The sequence below is a fragment of the Terriglobus roseus DSM 18391 genome, from assembly GCF_000265425.1.
Lineage (GTDB): Bacteria > Acidobacteriota > Terriglobia > Terriglobales > Acidobacteriaceae > Terriglobus > Terriglobus roseus.
In genome coordinates, this window is the sequence record NC_018014.1 from 556,696 (window position 1) to 577,634 (window position 20,939).

At 60.2% G+C, this 20,939-nt stretch carries 18 protein-coding genes; 12 read left to right on the forward strand and 6 right to left on the reverse strand.

What is annotated here, in order from left to right:
- Positions 1-106: 106 nt before the first annotated feature.
- Positions 107-883, reverse strand: coding sequence for an ATP-binding cassette domain-containing protein (locus TERRO_RS02375; RefSeq protein ID WP_014784399.1), 777 nt, complete (start codon positions 881-883; stop codon positions 107-109).
- Positions 884-927: 44 nt separating this feature from the next.
- On the opposite strand from TERRO_RS02375, the gene TERRO_RS02380 reads away from it, so the two are divergent.
- The 3 genes from TERRO_RS02380 to TERRO_RS02390 are packed head-to-tail and all read left to right on the forward strand — an operon-like array spanning position 928 to position 3,390.
- Entirely contained in the window at positions 928-1,308 is a 381-nt protein-coding gene (locus TERRO_RS02380; RefSeq protein ID WP_014784400.1) for a CidA/LrgA family protein, read from the forward strand.
- Entirely contained in the window at positions 1,305-2,012 is a 708-nt protein-coding gene (locus tag TERRO_RS02385) for an LrgB family protein (RefSeq protein ID WP_014784401.1), read from the forward strand. Before TERRO_RS02380 ends, TERRO_RS02385 begins: the two co-directional genes overlap by 4 nt.
- Positions 2,013-2,070: 58 nt before the next feature.
- A complete protein-coding gene (locus tag TERRO_RS02390; RefSeq protein ID WP_014784402.1) occupies positions 2,071-3,390 on the forward strand; it encodes an MFS transporter in 1,320 nt (439 codons plus the stop codon).
- Here TERRO_RS02390 and TERRO_RS02395 read toward each other — a convergent pair.
- Positions 3,387-5,267, reverse strand: a complete 1,881-nt coding sequence (locus tag TERRO_RS02395) for an amidase (RefSeq protein WP_014784403.1) — start codon at positions 5,265-5,267, stop codon at positions 3,387-3,389. The genes TERRO_RS02390 and TERRO_RS02395 overlap by 4 nt on opposite strands.
- 90 nt (positions 5,268-5,357) lie before the next feature.
- Here TERRO_RS02395 and TERRO_RS02400 point away from each other — a divergent pair, with 90 nt between their 5' ends.
- Positions 5,358-6,629 carry a glycoside hydrolase family 18 protein gene (locus TERRO_RS02400; protein ID WP_014784404.1) on the forward strand — a complete coding sequence of 424 codons (1,272 nt, stop codon included), beginning with the start codon at positions 5,358-5,360 and terminating at the stop codon, positions 6,627-6,629.
- A 484-nt stretch (positions 6,630-7,113) separates the two neighbouring features.
- Complete coding sequence (locus tag TERRO_RS02405; RefSeq protein WP_217164436.1) at positions 7,114-7,521, forward strand: DUF1801 domain-containing protein; 408 nt, start codon at positions 7,114-7,116, stop codon at positions 7,519-7,521.
- Here TERRO_RS02405 and TERRO_RS22575 read toward each other — a convergent pair.
- The 4 genes from TERRO_RS22575 to gyrB form a co-directional block, all read right to left on the reverse strand.
- A complete protein-coding gene (locus TERRO_RS22575; RefSeq protein ID WP_081490574.1) occupies positions 7,473-7,913 on the reverse strand; it encodes a TIGR03435 family protein in 441 nt (146 codons plus the stop codon). The two genes, TERRO_RS02405 and TERRO_RS22575, sit on opposite strands and share 49 nt — an antisense overlap.
- Positions 7,914-8,144: 231 nt before the next feature.
- Complete coding sequence (locus TERRO_RS02415; RefSeq protein ID WP_014784407.1) at positions 8,145-9,347, reverse strand: FAD-dependent oxidoreductase; 1,203 nt, start codon at positions 9,345-9,347, stop codon at positions 8,145-8,147.
- A gap of 391 nt (positions 9,348-9,738) precedes the next feature.
- Positions 9,739-10,755, reverse strand: coding sequence for an alpha/beta fold hydrolase (locus TERRO_RS02420; protein ID WP_041592410.1), 1,017 nt, complete (start codon positions 10,753-10,755; stop codon positions 9,739-9,741).
- Positions 10,756-11,030: 275 nt separating this feature from the next.
- Positions 11,031-13,712: a DNA topoisomerase (ATP-hydrolyzing) subunit B gene (gene gyrB, locus TERRO_RS02425; protein ID WP_014784410.1), complete on the reverse strand. Its 2,682-nt coding sequence runs from the start codon at positions 13,710-13,712 to the stop codon at positions 11,031-11,033.
- Positions 13,713-13,998: 286 nt separating this feature from the next.
- Between gyrB and rpmI the strand changes: the two genes are divergently transcribed.
- From rpmI to TERRO_RS02460, 7 genes are all read left to right on the forward strand, one after another.
- A complete protein-coding gene (gene rpmI, locus TERRO_RS02430; protein WP_014784412.1) occupies positions 13,999-14,196 on the forward strand; it encodes a 50S ribosomal protein L35 in 198 nt (65 codons plus the stop codon).
- Between the two features lie 213 nt (positions 14,197-14,409).
- The gene (gene rplT, locus TERRO_RS02435) at positions 14,410-14,793 is read left to right on the forward strand and encodes a 50S ribosomal protein L20 (RefSeq protein ID WP_014784413.1); all 384 of its coding nucleotides are present in this window, start codon (positions 14,410-14,412) and stop codon (positions 14,791-14,793) included.
- A gap of 18 nt (positions 14,794-14,811) precedes the next feature.
- The gene (locus TERRO_RS02440; RefSeq protein ID WP_014784414.1) at positions 14,812-15,879 is read left to right on the forward strand and encodes an acyltransferase family protein; all 1,068 of its coding nucleotides are present in this window, start codon (positions 14,812-14,814) and stop codon (positions 15,877-15,879) included.
- Between the two features lie 52 nt (positions 15,880-15,931).
- Positions 15,932-17,605, forward strand: coding sequence for a glycoside hydrolase family 13 protein (locus TERRO_RS02445; RefSeq protein ID WP_217164438.1), 1,674 nt, complete (start codon positions 15,932-15,934; stop codon positions 17,603-17,605).
- Positions 17,602-18,792: a serine hydrolase domain-containing protein gene (locus TERRO_RS02450; RefSeq protein ID WP_014784416.1), complete on the forward strand. Its 1,191-nt coding sequence runs from the start codon at positions 17,602-17,604 to the stop codon at positions 18,790-18,792. The genes TERRO_RS02445 and TERRO_RS02450 overlap by 4 nt, the downstream gene beginning before the upstream one ends.
- 79 nt (positions 18,793-18,871) lie before the next feature.
- Entirely contained in the window at positions 18,872-20,290 is a 1,419-nt protein-coding gene (locus tag TERRO_RS02455; RefSeq protein ID WP_081490575.1) for an FAD-binding oxidoreductase, read from the forward strand.
- A gap of 75 nt (positions 20,291-20,365) precedes the next feature.
- Positions 20,366-20,866 carry a DinB family protein gene (locus tag TERRO_RS02460; RefSeq protein ID WP_014784418.1) on the forward strand — a complete coding sequence of 167 codons (501 nt, stop codon included), beginning with the start codon at positions 20,366-20,368 and terminating at the stop codon, positions 20,864-20,866.
- The last annotated feature ends 73 nt before the right edge of the window (positions 20,867-20,939 follow it).

Genomic DNA, 20,939 nt, shown 5'->3' on the forward strand with positions numbered 1-20,939 from the left:
TCGTGGCGCGACCAGGAGGTGAGTGAGGCAGATTTTCTGAGTAGCCAACAGGATGTAACTGAATTAGATGTCAGCTCTGAAAAGAGAGTGATTGAAGCAGATGTTTCTAACGCGTGGGGAGAGCGAACTCTGGCGTGGCGGCGATGAGTGCCTGGGTGTAGGCCTCGCATGGGTGTTCGCAGATGGTGACGGCATCGCCTACTTCCACCAGGCACCCGCGCTGCATGACGGCCACGCGGTCGCAGAGGTAGCGGACGAGGGGCATGGAGTGCGAGATGAAGAGGCAGGTGAGGCCGCGGGTACGTTGGAGGTCGCGGAGGAGGTTGATGACCTGTGCGCCGACGGAGACGTCGAGCGCGCTGACGGGTTCGTCGAGCACTAGGAACTCGGGTGCGAGCGCGAGGGCGCGTGCGATGTTGATGCGCTGGCGCTGGCCTCCGCTGAACTCGTGCGGGTAGCGCGCGAGCGCGGCTGCGTCGAGGCCGACCTCCTGCAGCATGGCAGTGAGCTTCGTTTCCATGGCGTTGCCGCGGAGGGTGCCGTCGCCGTGGATGGCGAAGGGTTCCGCGAGGATGTCGCGGACACGCATGCGTGGATCGAGCGCGGCGAAGGGATCCTGGAAGACGACGCCCATGCGGCGTCGCAGGGCCTTCATCTCAGCACGGTTGGCGTGCAGGACGTCGAGGCCGTCGAAGCGAACGGTGCCGCTGGTTGGCTCGATGAGGCGGAGGAGCATGCGTGCGACGGTGCTCTTGCCGCTGCCGCTTTCACCGACGAGGCCGAGGATCTCGCCGCGTGCGATGGACAGGCCGACATCGCTGACGACGCGCGTGGTGCCGTACTGCTTGGAGAGGCCTTCGGCGATGAGGAGCGGCGGGGTCACAAGCCGGATGCTATCACCGGCGCGAGTCGCGTAGTCTGGCTTGCATGGACGTGCTTCGGAGCTTTGGCATCCTGCTGCTGGCGCAACTGGTGGGTGAGGCGCTGCACCGTGCGCTGCATCTGCCGCTGCCCGGGCCGGTGCTGGGTATGGCGCTGCTGGCGGCGGTGCTGTTGCTGCGCAGGCGTGAGCCGGATGCGGCGCTGGTGAAGACGTCGAACGGGCTGTTGCGGTGGCTTGGGCTGTTGTTTGTGCCGGCGGGCGCGGGTGTTGTCGCGAACCTTGAATTGCTGCGGGCTGCGTGGTTTCCCATTGCCGTTGCGCTGGTCGTGTCGACGCTGTTGACCATTACGGTTACGGCGCTGGTGATGCAGGGGCTGCTGCGGCGTGGTGAGCGCGTGGTGATGGATGTGGAGACGCCGCGATGAGCGCTGTCGCTATGTTGCGGACGGAACCGCTCTTCCTGGTGACGGTGACGATTGCTTTCTACCTTGCAGGCGTTTGGCTGCAACGGCGGACGCGCGTGGCCATTGCGAATCCGACGCTGATTGCGATTGTGCTGGTCGGGTTGATGTTGTGGGTGTTGCGGTTGCCGTATGCGCAGTACTTTGCGGGTGTGCAGTTGCTGCACTTTCTGCTGGGGCCTGCGACGGTAGCGCTGGCGATCCCGATGGTGTTGTCGCTGGAGCATCTGCGGCGCGGGCTTTGGCCTACGCTGCTGGCGCTGTTGGCGGGCAGTGTCACGGGAGCGGTGAGTGCGTATGCGCTGGTGCGGCTTTGTGGCGGCACGGAGCAGCTTGCGCTGTCGATGATGCCCAAGTCGCTGACGACGCCGATTGCCATGGGCGTGTCCGAGACGATTGGTGGCGTGCCGGCTCTGTCTGCGGTGTTTGGGATTACTGCGGGCATTCTGGTTGCGGTGATTCTGCCGGGCGTGCTGCGGCTGTTGCGGGTGAATCATCCCGCGGCAACCGGGCTGGCGGCGGGCACGGCGGGGAGTGGGATTGCGGCGGCGAGTGTGATCCCGCTGGGGCCGATTCCGGCGGCGTTTGCGGGCGTGGCCATTGGGATGAATGGGTTACTGACGGCTGTGCTGGCGCCGCTGCTGGTGCGGATGATGGCACATCGTTAGGTTTCTGACGAGTTGCACTTGCCTGCGACCCATCCGGCACCGCATCATCAACTAATCCATGCCTAAGCCAAGCGAAAAGCCGCGGAACACACCGCGCCAGGTGCTCTTTGCCAGCCTCGTCGGAACGACCGTCGAGTTCTTTGACTTTTACATCTACGCCACGGCTGCCGTCATCGTGTTCCCGCTGCTGTTCTTCCCGGCGGGCGATGCGACGGCCGCGACGCTGCAGTCGCTGGCGACGTTCGCCATTGCATTTATTGCGCGGCCCATTGGGTCGGCGCTGTTCGGACACTTTGGCGATCGCATCGGACGGAAGACGACGCTGGTGCTGGCTCTGTCGACGATGGGCCTGTCGACCGTGGCGGTGGGTGTGCTGCCGACGTACAAGATGGTGGGAGTGGCTGCGCCGCTGCTGCTGGCGCTGTGCCGCTTTGGGCAGGGTATTGGACTGGGTGGCGAGTGGGGCGGTGCTGTGCTGCTGGCAACGGAGAATGCGCCGCCGGGCAAGCGTGCGTGGTACGGGATGTTCCCGCAGCTTGGCGCGCCGATCGGGTTCTTCTTTTCGAGTGCGATCTTCCTGTTGCTTTCGAACGTGCTGACGCCTGCGCAGTTCCTGAGCTTCGGCTGGCGTCTGCCGTTCCTGGCGAGCGGTGTGCTGGTGCTGCTGGGTCTGTATGTGCGGCTGACGATCACGGAGACGCCGGTGTTTGCGGCTTCGCTGGCGCGTAAGGAGCCGGTGAAAGTGCCGATCTTTGCGGTGATTCGCAATCACTTTGGAGCGCTGGTGGCGGGTACGCTGACGTGCCTGGCGACGTTTGTGCTGTTCTACCTGATGATTGTCTTCACGCTTACGTGGGCGACCACGGCGCTGCACTATCCAAAGACCACGTTTCTAGAGATGCAACTGGTGGGCGTGATCTTTTTTGCACTGACGATTCCTGCTGCGGCGGTGCTTGCTGAACGTGGGCGCAAGCCGGTGATGATTGCCATCAGTGTTGGCATTGCCATCTTTGGCCTGTTCTTTTCGACGATGTTTCAGGCGGGACATGCGGGTGCGCTGGCCATGCTGATCGTTGGCTTGTCGTTGATGGGACTGACGTACGGGCCGCTGGGCACGGTGCTGTCCGAGTTGTTTCCGACGCCGGTGCGTTACACGGGTAGCTCGCTTGCTTTCAGCATTGCGGGCATCCTGGGCGCATCGCTGACGCCGTACATTGCGACCAAGCTGGCGACGGTGTACGGCCTGCAGTATGTGGGCTACTACCTGAGCGCGGCGGCTGTGCTGACCATCTGCGGACTGCTCGCGATTCGCGAGACGAGCAAGGATGATCTGGCAGCAGCCACCGTGATCGACGCACCTGTGGAAGGTCTTGGCTAGATAGCTGGGTGGAGTTTGTGGAAGCCGGTCTTCTCCTGGTAGAGCTTTGCGAAGGCGAGCAGACGTGCGTCGTCGTAGAGGTTGCCGAGGAAGGTGAAGCTTACGGGTGTGCCCGGGCCGCCGGTGTTGGCGCGGCCGCCGTCGGTGGTGTCGGTTGGCGTAGGTGCATCGTTCCCGCGAATGCCGTTCGGCACGATCACTGCGGGATGTCCGCTTAGATTGGTTGCGGTGAGCTGTGCGCTGCCGCCGGTTGGTGTGGCGATGACGTCAACGTCGCGGAACATCTCTGCCATCTTTGCGATGAGCAGTGCGCGGGCGCGCATGGCCTGCACGTAGTCGACACCGCTGTACATGCGTGCGATGTGGAAGACATTGGGCCAGTCGCCGTCGGTCTGTACGTTCATCTTTGTGTCGCGACCGTCGCGCAGGAACTCGTCGAATGCGGCGGCCGCTTCTACCTCGAGCACCGGTGTGACGGAACCGTAAGGGAAGTCCGGCAGCTTGACCGGGATGAGCTTGATGCCCATGCCGCGCAGGGCTTCGAGCGCGGCTGTGTCGAAGCGGTGATCGTACCGCTGGCGTTCGAAGGCGCGCTGGCGTGCGGCTGCATCGTCATTGCCGGTTGCGCGGAGGACGGGTTCTGCGAAGGCACTTTCGAGGAAGCCGACGCGTAGTTTGGCGAGATCGACTTTGCCGCTGTAGTGGAAGGCGGCCGGGCGCACGGAGGCGTCTTTGCCGTCGGGGCCGTGAATGGCCTGCATGACGAGTGCGGCGTCTTCGACGGTGTGGCACATGGGGCCGAGCTTATCCATGCTCCAACTGAGGGCCATGGCGCCTGTGCGCGGGACGAAGCCGAAGGTGGGGCGGTAGCCGGTGATGCCGCAGCGTGTGCTGGGTGCGGAGATGGAACCGAGCGTCTCAGACCCAATGGCGAAGGCGACGCAGCCTGCGCTGACGGCAGAGCCGGGGCCGGCGGATGAGCCGCTGGAGCCCTGCTTGGTGTTCCAGGGATTGCGTGTCTTGCCGCCGAACCAGATGTCGTTCTGCGCGAGTGCGCCGAGCGTCAGCTTTGCGATGAGCACGGCGCCTGCTGCGTCGAGGCGCTGGACGACGGTGGCGTCTTCTTCGAACTGCTGATGCTCCATGGTGTTGGCGCCCCATGTGGTGGGGTAGCCCTTGACGCTGAGCAGGTCTTTTGCGCCCCAGGGGATGCCGTGCAATGGGCCACGGTCTTTGCCTGCGGCGAGATCCTTGTCGGCCTGCGCGGCCTGCTGCAGTGCGCGTTCGGTAAGTGGCGTGATGAGGAGGTGCAGCTTTGCGTCGAGCCGCTGTGTGCGTGCGAGGAAGAACTTCGTCAGCGCAACGCAGGACATCTTCTTCGACCGCAGGAGCGCGCCGAGTTCCGGGATGCTTGCGTAGGCCAATGCTTCTTCGTTGGAGACGAGTGACGTGATGACGCTTGCGCTCACGGGCGACGGCTTTGCTCCGGGCGTGCGTGATGCGTCGGGCGTGCCATAGCCGGGCGGCGGTACGAAGCCGATGGGCAGCGGATCAAAGACCATTGCAGGGGCGACGGAGTTGGGCATGTGCAGATCGCGGATGGCTTGAATTGTCGCGCGTCGATCTCTTACGCCTGCCAACATTTGTTTCTTCTGCGCATCTGTCAGCTTGATGCCTGCGATGACTGCGGCGGCATCGAGCATTTCCGCTGTGATGGCTGGGAATGTATCGATGGGGGGCGTCGTTGCTGCGTCGATTACTGCTGTTGCTTGTGCTGCAGCCGACTGCACCGCCATTGCGGCGAGCGCGCCCGGCAATAATGTTCCGCCGAGACCCGCAGCCGTACACCGTTCCAAAAATTCGCGCCTATCCATCATGCGTTTCACTGTACCTTGCACTTTCGTTCGGTTCAAAGCACCAAGTGGTTGGACCCTGGAGTCAATGCGCCGCGTCTAACCGAGGACAACATGAATCGCCTTTACTGTTCTTTCGCTGCACTCCTGCTGCTTCTCCCCCTCCCCAGCATTACTGCGGAGGAGTCTGGCGCTGCGGTCAAAGCGACGCACCCGCATCGCGAAGAAGTGGTGGGGTATTTCCCGCAGTGGGGCATCTATAACCGGCGGTATGTGCCGGTGGACCTGATCAAGAGCGGTGCGATCAAATCGCTGACGCAGTTGGATTATGCGCAGGTCAATATCAAGGACAATGCGTGCATCGTCGCCGATCCGCAGGCGGACACGAATATTCCGTTCAAGGCTGAGGACTCGATCGATGGCAACGCGGATGCGTTGGATGCGCCGTTGCGTGGGAACTTTCACCAGTTGCAGTTGCTGCGACAGCGTTATCCGAATCTGCGGATTCTTGTATCGATTGAAGGACAAAAGGCGTTGTTTGAGGAGGCCGCGAAGCCGCAGAATCGCGTGGCTTTCGTGCACTCGTGTGTCGCGCGTTTTCTTGAGGGGCACATTGCGCCCGGTATTGAGGCGCCGCAGTTGTTCGATGGCATTGATGTGGATTGGGAGTATCCAACTGCGGAGAACGCCGACAACTTTTACGCGTTGATGGCGGAGTTCCGGAAGCAGATGAACGCCATCAAGTGGAAGAGTGCGATGCTGCGTGCGGGTACCGAGCAGCGCGGCTTTACGCTTTCGATTGCGAGCGGTGCTTCGCATAAGGCGATCTCACCCATCAAGTGGGGGCGTGTTGCGAAGGATGTCGATCAGATCGGTGTGATGACGTATGACTTCCAGGGGCCGTGGTCACGAGACACAGGTTTCATCGCGCCGCTACGCGCGACCGACCCGCATGAAGAGACGGTTGCATCGGTGATTGAAGCGTACCTGGCGGCGGGTGTGCCTTCGCGGCAGTTGCTGATTGGTCTGCCGTTCTATGCGTATCAGTGGCACAACGTTCCGGCGGGTGCGAACCATGGCTACCTGAGCAAGGGCGATCCTATTCGCGGGAACCTGAACCAGACGACGGTCACCGCACTGCTGCAGAATGACGATGCCGAACTGTATCGCGACCCGGCGTCGCAGGCACCGTGGATTTATGACGGCGACAACTTTCTTACCTTTGAAGACGCTATTTCTCTACGGGCAAAGGCGTTATACGCACGCGATCATAAGCTGGGCGGCATGATGATCTGGGAGCTTAGCGGCGACACGAACGATGCGCAGTTGCTGCGCGCGCTGCATCCTTCCGAAGAGGTCGAGAAGAGGGTGACAGGCACCGACTGAGTCTGGATCACCAAAGCGATGTCCGATGGATTTGCGCCATGGCTTGAAGTCCTGAGTTGTCTGCGGCGTAGGCGAACTGCACATGGACTTGCGGAAGGCTTTGCCGTCTCCGATGTAGCCATGGAGGGAGCATCGATCGGCTCAATGAGTGACGGCAATGACTCAAAGGGCCCAACCTTCCCAGTTGCCCCAAACGCCGTTTGCGGGAGCAGAGGGATCACTGACCATAATGCGAGTTATCGGTACTAATCGATGGATGACGTGCGTGTTCAGGACCGTTGCGCATAAGGTTTGGAAAAATGATCTTCACTAGCCCTGCACTGCAAGAGTAAGACTAGACGACGATGTAACTCCCGCGGCTGCAGCCTCTGTATGTTGAGGTAAGCGCAGCCGTGAACGCCATCCCGAATTTGATCGGTGTGCCATGACAATGAAAAGGACAGCGAGAACGCCGCAGTCAAGAATTGACGAGCTTCCGGTAGCGATGACCGGCAAGGCGAGTCCCGCGAAGACCGCCGAGGGCGACAGGCCGGTGTTTGCTTATATTGAGAGCCTGCCCGAACCGCAGAAGAGCATCGCCAGACAGGTCGATGCATTGGCCGCCAGGGCACTGCCGGACCTCAGACGCGCTGTGAAATGGGGTATGGCTTACTACGGCGTTCGCGATGGGTGGTGCTTCACTTCCGGCGCGTTCGTCGGACATCTTAAGCTCATGTTTATCCGAGGTAACGAATTGCAACCAGAACCCCCGGTGACGCCGGTGGGAATGGGCAAGGCCACCCGTGGTGTCGAGTTGGCCTCCATGAACGAACTCGACGAAGACCAGGTGCGTTTGTGGATGGCTCAGGCCGCAATGAAGCCGTTCGTCACCGCGGCAATGAAGAACAAATAAACTTTCCGCGTTTCGTGATGGAATCTGAAGCGAAATCGGTCCGTCAGCAGCGAGCGGATCATGGCCTGACGCTCTTCGTCGACTTGCGCCTGCGTCATATGACTCCAACGCGCGAAGGTTTCAGCATCGACCTTCGCATTGATGTCGAATGCTTGCGAACCCATCCATGTGGGTCCACCTTCGATCTGGCCTTTGACAGTCCGGCTAACGCCGTACGCGTTGGCGATCAATCCGTTCAGGGTTACGCCGTCCCACTCTAGGCCATCAGGCAGCCGCCAATACATCGCTTCATGTTCTTTGGAGGGATCGCTGGGCCTCACGCTAGCAACGTCGAAGCTGAGCGGAGCCTGCTTCGCTTGTGCATGTAGAGGACCTGATGCCGCGAAAACCATCGCAGTTACGACGACGCTACGGAGAATGCGAGGCTTACGAATAGCTTGGCAAGGCACGTGAGTTGCAGGCTACCAGAACAGGAGGATTTTACTCCTGGAATCACGCCGTTAGCGGAATTTGAACGTTGCACGCATGGCCCCGTGGCTCCCGTCCGTTACTAACGAGAATGCGACTTATCAGGACCTACGCACGGCGGCACGCACCCCGAACTTTTGAGAGAAAGGCTCCTATCAAGACTTGGAAGCGGGCGGGTCCGCCTCTCCTCCTCCAAAGCTCCGAAACAGAGCAACAACACGGTCGGAGGCATCCGGTGCGTAGAACATCTCGGTGTTTGCCATCGTGTCCGCCGTCATCTCGCGCATCCGGGCAAACATCTCCGCCTCGTACTTCGCGATTGCGGCAGAGGGCGTCTCTTCGCTGAGCAGAAGCTTCGATAGGACCAAAGCATCGAGCATAGCCATGTTGACCCCTTCGCCTGCGTATGGCGGCATCACGTGTGCTGCATCGCCAATCAGGGTCAGGTTCTGCTTCGGCTCCCAGTGCTGATCTGCCGGGCAAACGAGCAGTGGACGCCAGACCATCGATACCGCTTCGCTGAAGAGTGGAGCCCATAGCTCGCTCCATCCTTTGAAGTTGTCGTGAAACCAAGTCACTCGCTGCTCCGGGCCGCTTGCCGCTTCCAGGCTCTGCCTCGCGTCGTCGCCTTCTGTCTTCAACCCTGCATAGAGCAGGACACTCCCATCCGGCTTGGTTCCCATACCTATCGTCCTTTCGCCTCCCAAGGCGATCAGGGCGGACCCGCCGAGGAGGTCCCACAACTCCGGCACCGTCCGCTGTGCGGAAGGAATCAGGCTCTCCACAAGCGAAACCCCGACGTACTCCGGCCGGATGGGAGTGACGAGCTCCCGCAAGCGCGAGTTCGCGCCGTCGCTTCCGATGGCGATGTCGGTTAAGGCCGTTTTGCCGCCGGCGAAATGCAAGACCACCTGCTCGCCCTGGGGCTCCGCCACCTCCAGCTTGCAGTCCCACTGCACAGTGCCCGGCTGGAGCGAGTCCAGCAGAATATCCCGCAGGGGCCCACGCTCAATCTCAGGACGTTGCGCAGCGCCAGACGTCCGGCGGGAATGATCGTGAAGAAGTGTTCCGCTAGCATCGGTAAGGCGAAGGCGATCAAGATCGGGACGGTGGTTGGCCCAGAACGCTTCCATTAGACCGGCAGCCTCAAGTGCAGCCAGTCCGGAGCCTTCGTGGAGGTCTAATGCGCTGCCCTGCACGCGTGCACTGCGGCTTTGATCTCGCTCGTACACCACAACCTCCGCGCCCTGCTGTTGCAACAGACGCGCCAGGGTCAGGCCACCGGGTCCACCGCCGATGATAGCGATGCTTTTTCCGCCAACGGCACTCGTAGATATGTGTTGGGTATCGTCTTGCATAACGCTCCTTAGAGTGTTCGACCGGAGCGGTTCGTCGGTTGCAGAACCACACGGACGAACAAGATGGACGCATCGCGTCTGTTTGTTCGTCGTGGGGGTCATTTGCAAAGTCAAATGACCAGAGCTTTCGTCTCCGAAAGGACCTGGGCTTACCAAACCAAGTCTGCCTTTTCCGACGAACGTAGAGTAGCATGCGAAACGCATCACCCCGACAAATCGGCCTAGCGATGCTCAGTCCTGATAAACGCCGTTGTCGGAGGTTAGCGTTACATGCTTCAAGAGGCCTTCAAGCCGGATCACTTCCCACAATGCGACATTGACCCACTTACTGCGCCGGGCATTGTGTTGAATGCCTTATTTCGCTCCTATGATTCGGTCGCACGTTGCACCGTCAAAGCTGCTTGTTCCTGAGCCAAGCGCGAATCGCCTGAACGAGGTCTTCCTTGCGTTCAAGCGGCAGCCAATGCGCACCGTGCAGATTCGTAATGGTGAGGTCTGGGCAGGCCCTGCGCATTGGGTCGCCTGAGCGATTTCCTTCGATAGTGTTGATGGCATCGAGCTCGCCGTTGACGAATAGTACAGGCCGCAGAATGCGGCCGCCATTCGGTGCATTGTGCGCGTAGGCGATGTTGGCGTCGTCGTTGAGGTACCAGGAGCAGGGAGGGCGGAAACCATGGGCGTCGAACGCCCGTAGCAGTGCGTCGAAGTCTGCCGCCGGCCAAAGAGCCGGGTCCGGTGGAGTTGGCGGAGCGCGATGAGCGTCGCCGAATCGACCTCCCTTTCGGGTGACCGTTGCATTTGGCGTCGGCTTGCCCATACTGGCTGGGTCTCCAGGTCGAAAGATGGAGGCCAGTGATGATGCTCTGTCTGCGTCCAGGTCGGCCACAGCCGATTCGAAATTCGTCGTGTAGTAGCGGTAATAGTCCCACTGACCATCGGGATACTCTGCCATCGGGTAAATCGATCGATCGACAAGTGGGACGAGCGTCGGTAAAGCGTTCGCAGTGGGAAAATACGGAACGGAAATCAGCACTACGCCGAGGCTGCGCTCGGGCTGATGCGCTACCAGCGAACCGGCCACGACGCTGCCCCAGTCGTGGCCAACCCAAATCGCAGGTTTGCCGCCGAGGTGGTCATGGAGCTCCGCCATGTCCGCTACGACTTGCTCGTTCGTGTATTCCTCGCTGGGTGTGGGTGCGGACGATCCGCCATAGCCACGCATATCGGGAGCGACGCAGTGCCAACCATCTGCCGCAAACGCGTCCATCTGGGCTCGCCAGATCAAGCTGAGTTCCGGCCATCCATGAAGAAAGATCATGAGTGGCCCGTTGGCCATGCCGCACTCGAGATAGTGCGATGTGTGACGAGGCGTGCTGAACGTGCGCGAAGCGAGCATGGCGGAAGGCATACCGAATGCTAAATGCGACGGTACGACCAGACCCATCCCGAGAAGGAGAGGCCCGTCAGGGCGGGATGATATTCGAGCCTTCCGCCTCAGGTACCATACGGATAAGGGTCACCCGGGGCAACAAAGCAAGGTCCCTTTCCTGTGGACATGCATCTCTGGGCGAGAACGTCCTGAGAGACGGCGTGGTAGCAAGTCAACAGGCTGTCACTCGCGAGCCGCAAAACAAAAGGCGCATGGGAGCAACCCATGCGCCTTCGCTTTTGCCTTTGCAATCGTTAGATGTCCAGGTTCTTTACGTCGAGCGCGTTTTCTTCGATGAAGCGGCGGCGTGATTCCACGTCTTCGCCCATTAGGGTGGTGAAGATCTTGTCCGTCTCTACGAGGTCTTCCAGGCGAACCTGCAGCAGGGTGCGGCGTTCGGGATCCATGGTGGTCTCCCAAAGCTGCTCTGCCGTCATCTCGCCCAGACCCTTGTAACGCTGGACCTGGTATTCCTTCTTGCCCTGCTCGATGACGTACTCGAAGAGTTCGCGGGCCGTCTTCTTTTCGACGGGGTCCTGGCCGGCCTTGCTGTTACGCTTGGCGCCCTTGGCTTCGGTTGCGGTACCGGGAGCGGCGGCGATCGTTTCGTTGACGCCCTCGGTCTCGGCTGCTTCCTCGGCTTCGTCCGCGGCGGCGATCTCTGCCTTGCTGTCGGTGGCAGCGCCCTTGACGGCGTACTCCACGAAGAAAGGCGGCTTCAGGTGCTCGCGGATGATGGCGTACTTGCCCAGCATCAGGCGCATCTCGGGGCTGCTGACCGCGGTGTAGTCGATGCGGCGGACTGCGCCCTGTGCGTCCGTATAGTCGAGCGACCAGATACCGTGCTCTTCATCGCGGACGGGTTCGCCGACGCTCTTGAACTGGAACTCGCGCTGCATGCCCTGCAGCAGCGTCGACATCTCGTGGAGTTTATCCGGCGTTTCAAAGTCGCTGCGCTTGGCCGGTTCCTTGCCTTCATTGGCGAAGAGTTGTGCGACGGCTGTGGTGACCTGGTCGTTGCGGTAGCGCTTGTCGGCCTTGTCGAAGAAGCCCAGGTACTCATTGAGCGAACCCATGAACTTGGTCAGCTCTGCGCCCTCGAGCGATTCCTTGCCGTCACCGTAGCGGACCACCATGCCGTCTGCCGCGCGCTTGACCATGACTTTGACGAAGTCGCGGTCGTCCTTGACGTACTGCTCAAACTTGCCCTTTTTGATCTTGTAGAGCGGCGGCTGTGCGATGTAGACGTGGCCGCGCTTGATCAGTTCCAGCATGTGCCGGAAGAAGAAGGTGAGCAGCAGCGTACGGATGTGCGATCCGTCGACGTCTGCATCGGTCATGAGGATCAGCTTGCCGTAGCGCAGCTTTTCGAGCGAGAAGTCGTCCTTGCCGATGCCGGTGCCCAGGGCGGTGATCATGGCGCGGATTTCTTCGTGGCCCAGCATCTTGTCGTAGCGGGCCTTCTCGACGTTGAGGATCTTACCCTTCAGCGGGAGGATGGCCTGGAAGCGGCGATCGCGGCCCTGCTTGGCGGTTCCACCTGCCGACTCACCCTCGACGAGGTAGAGTTCGCAGCGGTCGGGCTGGCGCTCGGAGCAGTCAGCCAGCTTGCCCGGCAGACCGCCGCCGTCCAGCGCACCCTTGCGGCGTGTGAGATCGCGTGCCTTGCGTGCGGCCTCGCGAGCGCGGGATGCGTCGATGGCCTTGTTGATGATCTTCTTGGCGACCTGTGGATTCTGCTCGAAGAAGACGCCCAGGCGCTCGTTGACGAAGCTCTGCACCTGGCCGGCGATATCGCTGTTCAGCTTGCCCTTGGTCTGGCCTTCAAACTGCGGCTGCGGCAGTTTGACGGAGACGACTGCGACGAGGCCTTCGCGGACGTCATCGCCGCTGAGTGCTTCCTTCTGGTCCTTGAAGAGGCCCAGTGACTGGCCGGCGGCGTTGATGGTGCGCGTCAGCGAAGTACGGAAGCCGGAGAGGTGGGTGCCGCCGTCGACCGTGTTGATGTTGTTGGCGAAGGAGAAGACCGTCTCGGAGTAGGCGTCGTTGTACTGCAGCGCAATCTCCATGACGAGCTGGCCGCGCTCGGCCTCCATGTAGATGGGCTTCTCGTGCAGGACGACCTTGCCCTTGTTCAGGTGGCGGATGAACTCTTCGATGCCGCCCTTGTACTTGAACTCGGCCAGCTTGTAGTCGCCAGACTTGGCGTCGGTCACGCGCTGGTCGGTCAGCGTGATCAGGATGCCCTTGTTCAGGAAGGCGAGCTGACGCAGACGGCCGGCGAGGATGTCGTAGTTGTATTCGGTGACGGAGAAGATGGTCTTGTCCGGCAGGAAGTGGATCTTGGTGCCGCGCTTCTGCGAGACGCCTACCTGGCGCAGCTCGCTGATGGGGTCGCCCTTGCTGTAGTCCTGCTGCCAGGTGTGGCCGTCGCGCCAGATCTCCACGTCGAACTCTTCGGAGAGTGCGTTGACGCAGCTGACGCCGACGCCGTGGAGACCGCCGGAGACCTTGTAGCTGCTGGCGTCGAACTTGCCGCCCGCGTGCAGCTTGGTCAGAACGACCTGTACGGCCGGCATCTGCTCGCCGTTGCCGAGGTCCTTCATGTCGACGGGGATGCCGCGGCCGTCGTCGATGACGGTGATGGAGTTGTCGACGTGGATGATGCAGTCGATGCGCGTGGCGTGGCCGGCCAGCGCCTCGTCGACGGAGTTGTCGACGACCTCGTAGACCAGGTGGTGCAAGCCTGCCTCGGTCGTGGAGCCGATGTACATGGCTGGGCGCAGGCGCACTGCCTCAAGCCCTTCCAGGATCTTAATGTTCGCGCTGGTGTAGCTGGGCTTGCCGGTCTCTGACGTGATGGGTGCCGCCGAGGTCTCGGGAGCGTTCGTCGGATCGGTCTGTTGCAGGTCTAGCAGGGGCGTTTCGGTGGCCATCGTTCTCCTAGGAATCGGCGAGCACAAACCGGCGAAAAACGCAGGAATTGCGGGATTTCGGCTGGCTCTTTTCGTCTTTCATTCTACCATTCCGGGCGTTCCATCCATAGCGCTGCCAGGGCATCGTGGTGGGCGCCTCCGGGAATCCTCCGGCGTCGGCGTAACGCTTTTCGACCTGGGCTTTCTCACGCAAAATACGCTTCCGCCGCAACAATCCTGCTATACTCAGAGGGTTGTCCAGAACACGGGCGACGCACTCAGTAGTCCCTTTAGACAGGAATACCCAATGCCTAAGATGAAGACCCACTCAGGGGCTGCAAAGCGCTTCAGCAAGACTGGCACCGGCAAGATCAAGCGCGGCCAGACGAAGAAGCGTCACATCCTGACCTCGAAGTCGACGAAGACGAAGCGCAAGCTTACTCGTCAGGCTTACGTGTCCGATGGCGATCACGCCAAGGTCAGCCGGATGATCCCCTACGCCTGAGCTTCCACCCTTTCGGGGGAGGAGAGTCAGGTAGACAGTTTTTCCGTCCAGCCGGGAACGTGGTTGTTCCCATCGGTCCGAACGCGTTAACGGGCCCTCGATGCGCGAAAGCGCTCGATATGAGACGGAAAGCAGCAAGCGTGTGAAGAGGCCCTGCGAAAGCAGACCTTACCTCCAGCCGCTGACCAACGTAGTACGCAAAAGGAGAAACACATGCCCCGCGTCAAACGTGGCACTAAGCGCCGCGACCGCCGCAAGAAGATTCTTAAGCGCGCGTCCGGATACTTCCTCACAAAATCAAAGCTCTACCAGGCTGCGCAAGAAGCAGTTGAGCGCGGACTTAAGTTTGCGTACATCGGCCGTAAGCAGAAGAAGCGCCAGTTCCGCTCGCTGTGGATCGTCCGCATCGGCGCAGGCGCCCGCCTGAACGGTATGAGCTACTCGACGTTCATCTCTGGTCTGAAGAAGGCCGGCGTTGAGCTCGATCGCAAGGTTCTGAGCGACATCGCAACACGCGATGCAGCCGGCTTCGCCGCCCTGGCCATTACGGCCAAGGCAGCTAACGACAAGGCCAAGAGCGAGCGCGTCGCAGCGTAACGTTTTTCGGAGAGATCCATGCAAGTTGAAGGCCCTGTCACCGCTCACCGGAACAGGGCCTTTGACCTTTTCCGCATCATTTTTGCGCTTTTAGTTTTGTGGGCGCATTCCTACGAGATGGATCCGACGCAGCCGCAGACCAACGTCTTTCAGCGGCTGCATCTCGGGATGGACTGGGGCACGTTTGCTGTTGACGGCTTCTTCCTGCTCAGTGGGTACCTCATTGTCCAAAGCTGGGTGCGCGACCCGAGACTGGGTGACTATCTCCGCAAGCGTCTGCTGAGGATTGTGCCCGGCTACCTTGTTGCGGTGGCGCTCAGCGTCCTGGTTGTCGGGATCTTCGCTCCGTTGGTGCCGCACTTCTTTCGCGACTCATTCCACGCGGCGCGCTTCTGGACGAGCATTGCTCTTCTCGGCTCGCCCTTGGGAGCTGGCGGATTTCCCGGTAACGATAACAATCTGGTGAATGGTTCGCTTTGGACCATCACGTATGAGTTCCGCTGCTACCTGGTAGTCGCGTTGCTGGGCGTGGCGGGATTGACGCGTCGGCGTGGCCTTTGGCTGGGGCTTTTCGTGGTGTTCTTCGCGCTCAGTCTGTCTCCTGCAGCGCAGGCACACCTTAGCTGGACCCACCTGATGCTGCTGACGGGCAAGCCCTCCGATATCTACAGGCTCTTCCCGGTATTTCTGTTGGGCGGCTGCTTCGCTTTGTATCGCAAGGAGATCCTCTTCCGGCCTGCCTTCGCCATCCTTGCGGCCATCTCCCTTTGCACGTTGCCGTACCTGACGCACAGAACCGAGCCCTGGTTTGTGCTGTGCGGCGGCTACCTGCTGTTTTACCTCGCACGCCAGCCGCTTGCCATCTTCCATCGTTGGCAGCGCATGCCCGACGTTTCATACGGGACGTATCTCTATGGCTGGCCCGTGCAGTCCTTCGCCATCTGGCTCTTTCATCCGCGGTACTACTGGAGCTTTCCCGTGACCGCGCTGATCTGCGTGGTGCTCGGCTGGTTGAGCTGGCACTTTGTGGAACGGCCTGCGCTGAAGTTGAAGCCGGGCCCGAAGGTTGAACTGCCCGCGAGTTAAGCGACCCTGCAGTCATCTCAAGCAGCGTTAGGCGCTGGCGCATCCAACGGACATGGATGCTCCGGAGATGATGAACGGCTATGTGCGGCAGTGGTGGAAGGAAGCGGTGGTCTACCAGATCTATCCGCGTAGCTTTCAGGATTCGAATGGAGACGGGATTGGGGATCTGCCTGGGATCACTTCGCGTCTAGATTATCTGAAAGAGCTTGGAGTGGATGTGCTGTGGCTTTCGCCGCACTATGATTCGCCCAATGCGGACAATGGTTACGATATTCGCGACTACCGTAAGGTGATGCATGAGTTCGGAACCATGCAGGACTTTGACGACTTACTGGCTGGCGTGAAGTCTCGCGGGATGCGCTTGATTGTCGACCTGGTGGCGAACCATACTTCGGATGAGCATGCGTGGTTTGTTGAGAGTCGCAAGTCGAAGGAAAATGCTTTTCGCGATTATTACCTATGGCGACCAGGCAAGGTTGGGCCTGCGGGAGAATTACTGCCACCGAATAACTTTGGGTCGGCATTCTCCGGATCGGCTTGGACGCTGGATCCAGTTACGGGTGAGTACTATCTCCACTTGTTTGCCCAGAAGCAGCCGGATCTGAACTGGGATAATCCGCAGGTGCGGGAAGAGGTCTATGACCTGATGCGTTTCTGGCTGGATAAGGGCGTTAATGGTTTTCGCATGGATGTGATCCCGTTCATTAGCAAGGACGCTGCTTTTCCCGATGTGCTGCCGCATGAGAGCCAGGTTCACATCAATGCGAATGGGCCGCATCTGCATGAGTATCTGCGTGAGATGAATGATCGGGTGCTGTCGCACTACGACTGTATGACGGTGGGTGAGGCGCATGGCATCACCATTGAAGACACACCGCAGCTGGTGGATGAGCGGCGTCATGAACTGAATATGATCTTCAACTTCGACACGGTGCGGCTGAACCGTGATGGACGTAATTGGCGGCAGTGGTCGCTGCCGGAGTTAAAGGCGATCTACGCGCGGCAGGACGTTGCGCTAGGCAAGCATTCCTGGAATACCATCTTCCTCGCGAACCACGATAATCCTCGTCTCGTAAGTGCCTTCGGTGATGATAGTCCGGAGTTTCGCGTGCCCAGCGCGAAGTTACTTGCGACGATGTTACTGACGCTGAAGGGGACACCGTACCTATACCAGGGCGATGAGATCGGGATGACGAATCATCCGTTTCAATCGATCGAAGAGTATGAAGATATTGAAGCGAAGAATGCCTGGAAGCATGATGTTCTTACGGGGCGTGAGAGTGCGGACCACTATCTTGCGAACCTTGGCAAAGTGAGTCGAGATCATGCTCGGACGCCGATGCAGTGGGACTCGTCTGCTAACGCTGGATTTACTACTGCGAGCAAGCCGTGGCTTGCAGTGAATCCCAATTTCCAAGGAATTAACGCGGCACAAGCTGTCGCGGATCCCAATTCGGTCTACCGCTACACACAACGTCTGCTGGCTCTGCGTCAGAGTACCCGCGCGTTTGTGTACGGAGACTACGAAGACCTGGCGCCGGGGCATCCGTCGCTCTTCCTTTACGCACGAACTTTGGGTGATGAGCGTTACGTGATTGCGCTGAACTTCTCGCGGGAGAGGGTTGCGCTGCCGGAGTCGGTCGCGACGGGCCGCGTCGCTTTATCCAACCTTGAAGGAACATTGTCTGAACTGAAAGGCTGGGAGGCACGTATTGTGTTGGCATGACCGCCACGCGCATTGCAGTTGTTCTGGGCGCCTTGCTTGTTTCAGTGGCTGCCCCTGGCCAGAGTATTCGCCGTCTGGATGGAACGCGCATCGCAGCTGAGTTTGCCGCGAAGACGCTTGCAGAGCATCACGTTACCGGAGCGCAGATCGTTGTTCTGAACAACGGCAAGACCGTGTGGAGTTACGCGTATGGTCTGCGGCATAAAGACCCCGATCAACCGATGACTACGGAGACGACGACGTGGGCTGCGTCGATTACGAAGGCAGTCTTTGCGACGTATGTCATGCAGTTAGTGGAGCGGCATCAGTTCGATCTGGATAAGCCGATTGCGCAGCAGTTGCCGAAGCCGCTGGACGAGTACGAAGCGTACAAAGAGGCGGCAACGGAACTGGTGAAAGATCCGCGATGGGCGAAGGTGACGCCGCGTATGTGTCTCTCCCACACTTCGGGCCTGCTGAACAACGCACGTATGCAGGAACCTGGGCAGAAGCTTCGCTTTCACTTCGAACCCGGCGATCATTATTCCTACTCAGGCGAAGGCATCAACCTCGTGCAGTTTGTGTTGGAACAGCAGCAGGGCAAGACGCTGGATCTGTTCATGCAGGACGCGCTGTTTGGGCCGCTTGGCATGACGCGCACGTCGGAGATCTATCAAAAGCGGTTCGCCGAGGATGTAGCCGACCGCTTTGACAGTGATGAGAAGTTTCATGCGCAGACGCGCCGTTTTCCTGCCCGCGCTGCAGGCAATATGACCTCCAGCGCGGGCGATCTGGGCCGCTTTGCCGAGGCGCTGTTTGCGGGGAAGGTCATCGGCCCGAAGACTCAGCGACAGATGCTGACACCACAGATACCGATCCGGACGCTGCATCAGTTTGCCTTTAGGAAGGACGAGCCGGAGGGCGTGGAGGCGAAGCAGGTGGGCCTGGCCTATGGAATCGGATGGGGGCTGCTGACCCACACGCGGTATGGCCCGGCGTTCTTCAAGGAAGGGCATGGGGATGGCGCACAGAACTACATGGTCTGCTTCACGCGCCGGAAGGGCTGCATGATCGTGCTGACAAACAGCGATAACGGCGAACTCGCCTTTCGTCCGCTGCTGGAGAAGATCCTCGGTGACACCGTAACGCCATGGGAGTGGGAGAGTTACACGCCGTCTGCGATTGCGGCCAGCCGGGCAAATAATTAGGTGAAAAGAGCGTTAACTCCGTGCTTGACGTGTCCGAAATTCTGCTGTCACGCTGCGTGGGGTCCGGTATCCTAGAGGAATGGCCACTCCTGCGCAATCCCCGGAGCTATCGCACCGCACGCCGCCCTCATCGGAGCTTCCGGTGCGTCCGGAGTCTCACGCCGACGACCAGTTTGCGGGTCAGGCGCCTTTTTCCTCGTGGGGACGCTACCCGAACTACGACGCAACGATCGTTCCGTTGAGCTGGCAGAGTGATTTTCCGGCTGTTTTGAAGAAGTTTGATGGCATGCCCGGTGGCGCGCTGGCCGTGGGAATGGGCCGCAGCTACGGCGATAGCTGCCTGCTGAAGGATGGACATCTGCTGGTGGCCACCGGCATGAATCGTCTGCTGGCGTGGGATCAGGAGGCGGGATTGTTGACGGCCGAGGCCGGCCTGACGCTTGCACAGTTGCTGGACTTCTCCGTGCCGCGCGGCTACTTTCTGCCGGTGTCACCGGGCACCAAGTACGTCACGCTGGCCGGGGCTGTGGCCAACGACATTCATGGCAAGAACCACCATGTGAGCGGCACCTTTGGCCTTCATGTGACGAAGTTTGAACTGGTGCGCAGCGACGGGACGCGCATGCTGTGCTCGCCGACGGAGAATCCGGACTGGTATGCGGCCACGATCGGCGGCCTTGGCCTGACGGGTGTGATTACGTGGATCCAGATCCGGCTGAAGCCGATCGTCTCGCGGTTGATCGATTATGAGGGAATCCAGTTCCACGGCGTGGACGAGTTCCTGGCGCTGACCGAGCAGTACAAGCACGTGGAGTACACGGTGAGCTGGATCGATTGCAGCAGCACCGGCAAGAACTTTGCCCGGGGCATCTTCATGCTGGGCGATCACTCCAAGATTCCGGACGAGTTGACACCGTCGCCGGAGCCGAAGCTGGTGTTTCCGATGGACGCGCCGAGCATGGCGCTGAACTCCGTAACGGTGTCGGCATTCAATACGCTCTTCTTTCATAAGCAGATCAAGCCGCGGGTCCGTGCGCTGCAGGACTACGAGCCGTTCTTCTACCCGCTGGATAAGGTGCTGCACTGGAACCGGATGTACGGCAAGAGTGGTTTGCTGCAGTTCCAGTACGCCATTCCGTGGGAGAGCGCGCGCGAGGGCACGATTGCGATCCTGAACGAGGTGACGAAGTCAGGATTGGCCAGCTTCCTGGCGGTCGTGAAGGCTTTTGGCGATGTCCGGTCGCCGGGCATGATGAGCTTTCCGCAGCCGGGTATTACGCTGGCGCTGGACTTTCCGATCAAGCCGGACAAGAGCTTTCCGCTCTTCGATCGGCTGGCCAGCATGACGCTGGATTTCGGCGGCAAGCTGTATCCGGCGAAGGACGCACGCATGACCGCGTCGCAGTTCCAGACGGCGTATCCGCAGTGGCAGCAGTTTGCCCGTTACAAGGATCCGTTGCTGACCAGCAGCTTCTGGGAGCGTGTGACGCAGCAGTAGGTCTTCGCCATCGGAATCGAAAATTAAAGGGCGCGGCTTCGGCTGCGCCCTGCTAGTTTGGCCGGAGGAGATTTTATGAGCCTCCCAGGTATGACTGGCGACGAACTGCTGGCGTGGGCGGAGCGCACCTCTGCCGGCTGGCGAGACTTTACGGCGGCATACCCGCATGTGCTGCTGCTGCCGTGCGACATCCAGGGCACGCACACTGTGGGCGAGCTGCTGCAGCATATTGTGGCTGTGGAGCTTCGCTATGCGGAACGTCTGCACAGTTTCCCGGAGACACCGTATGACGACGTACCATTCGATACTGCGGATGTGATCTTTGCCACCCACCATCGCGCTGTAGCGTTGATGCGGGCGCTTGAAGATCGAAACCCGGAGTTCTGGGAGACTCCCATCCAGTTCGTGACGCGGCGCGGTGGGGAGTTGCGAGTGAGCCGGAGGACGGTCTATCTGCATACGCTGCTGCATTCCATCCGGCACTATGCGCAGCTTGCGACGCTGGTGAGGCAAGCGGGTGTGTCAACGGATTGGCCGATGGATTACCTGTTGATGGGTGTTCTTCCGAACCTTTGAGCTGAAATCGTTGCTCTCTGGCTCTGAGGGGATCCCACGCCTCAGAGGCGAGACGTGGGATCCCGGTCCTTCG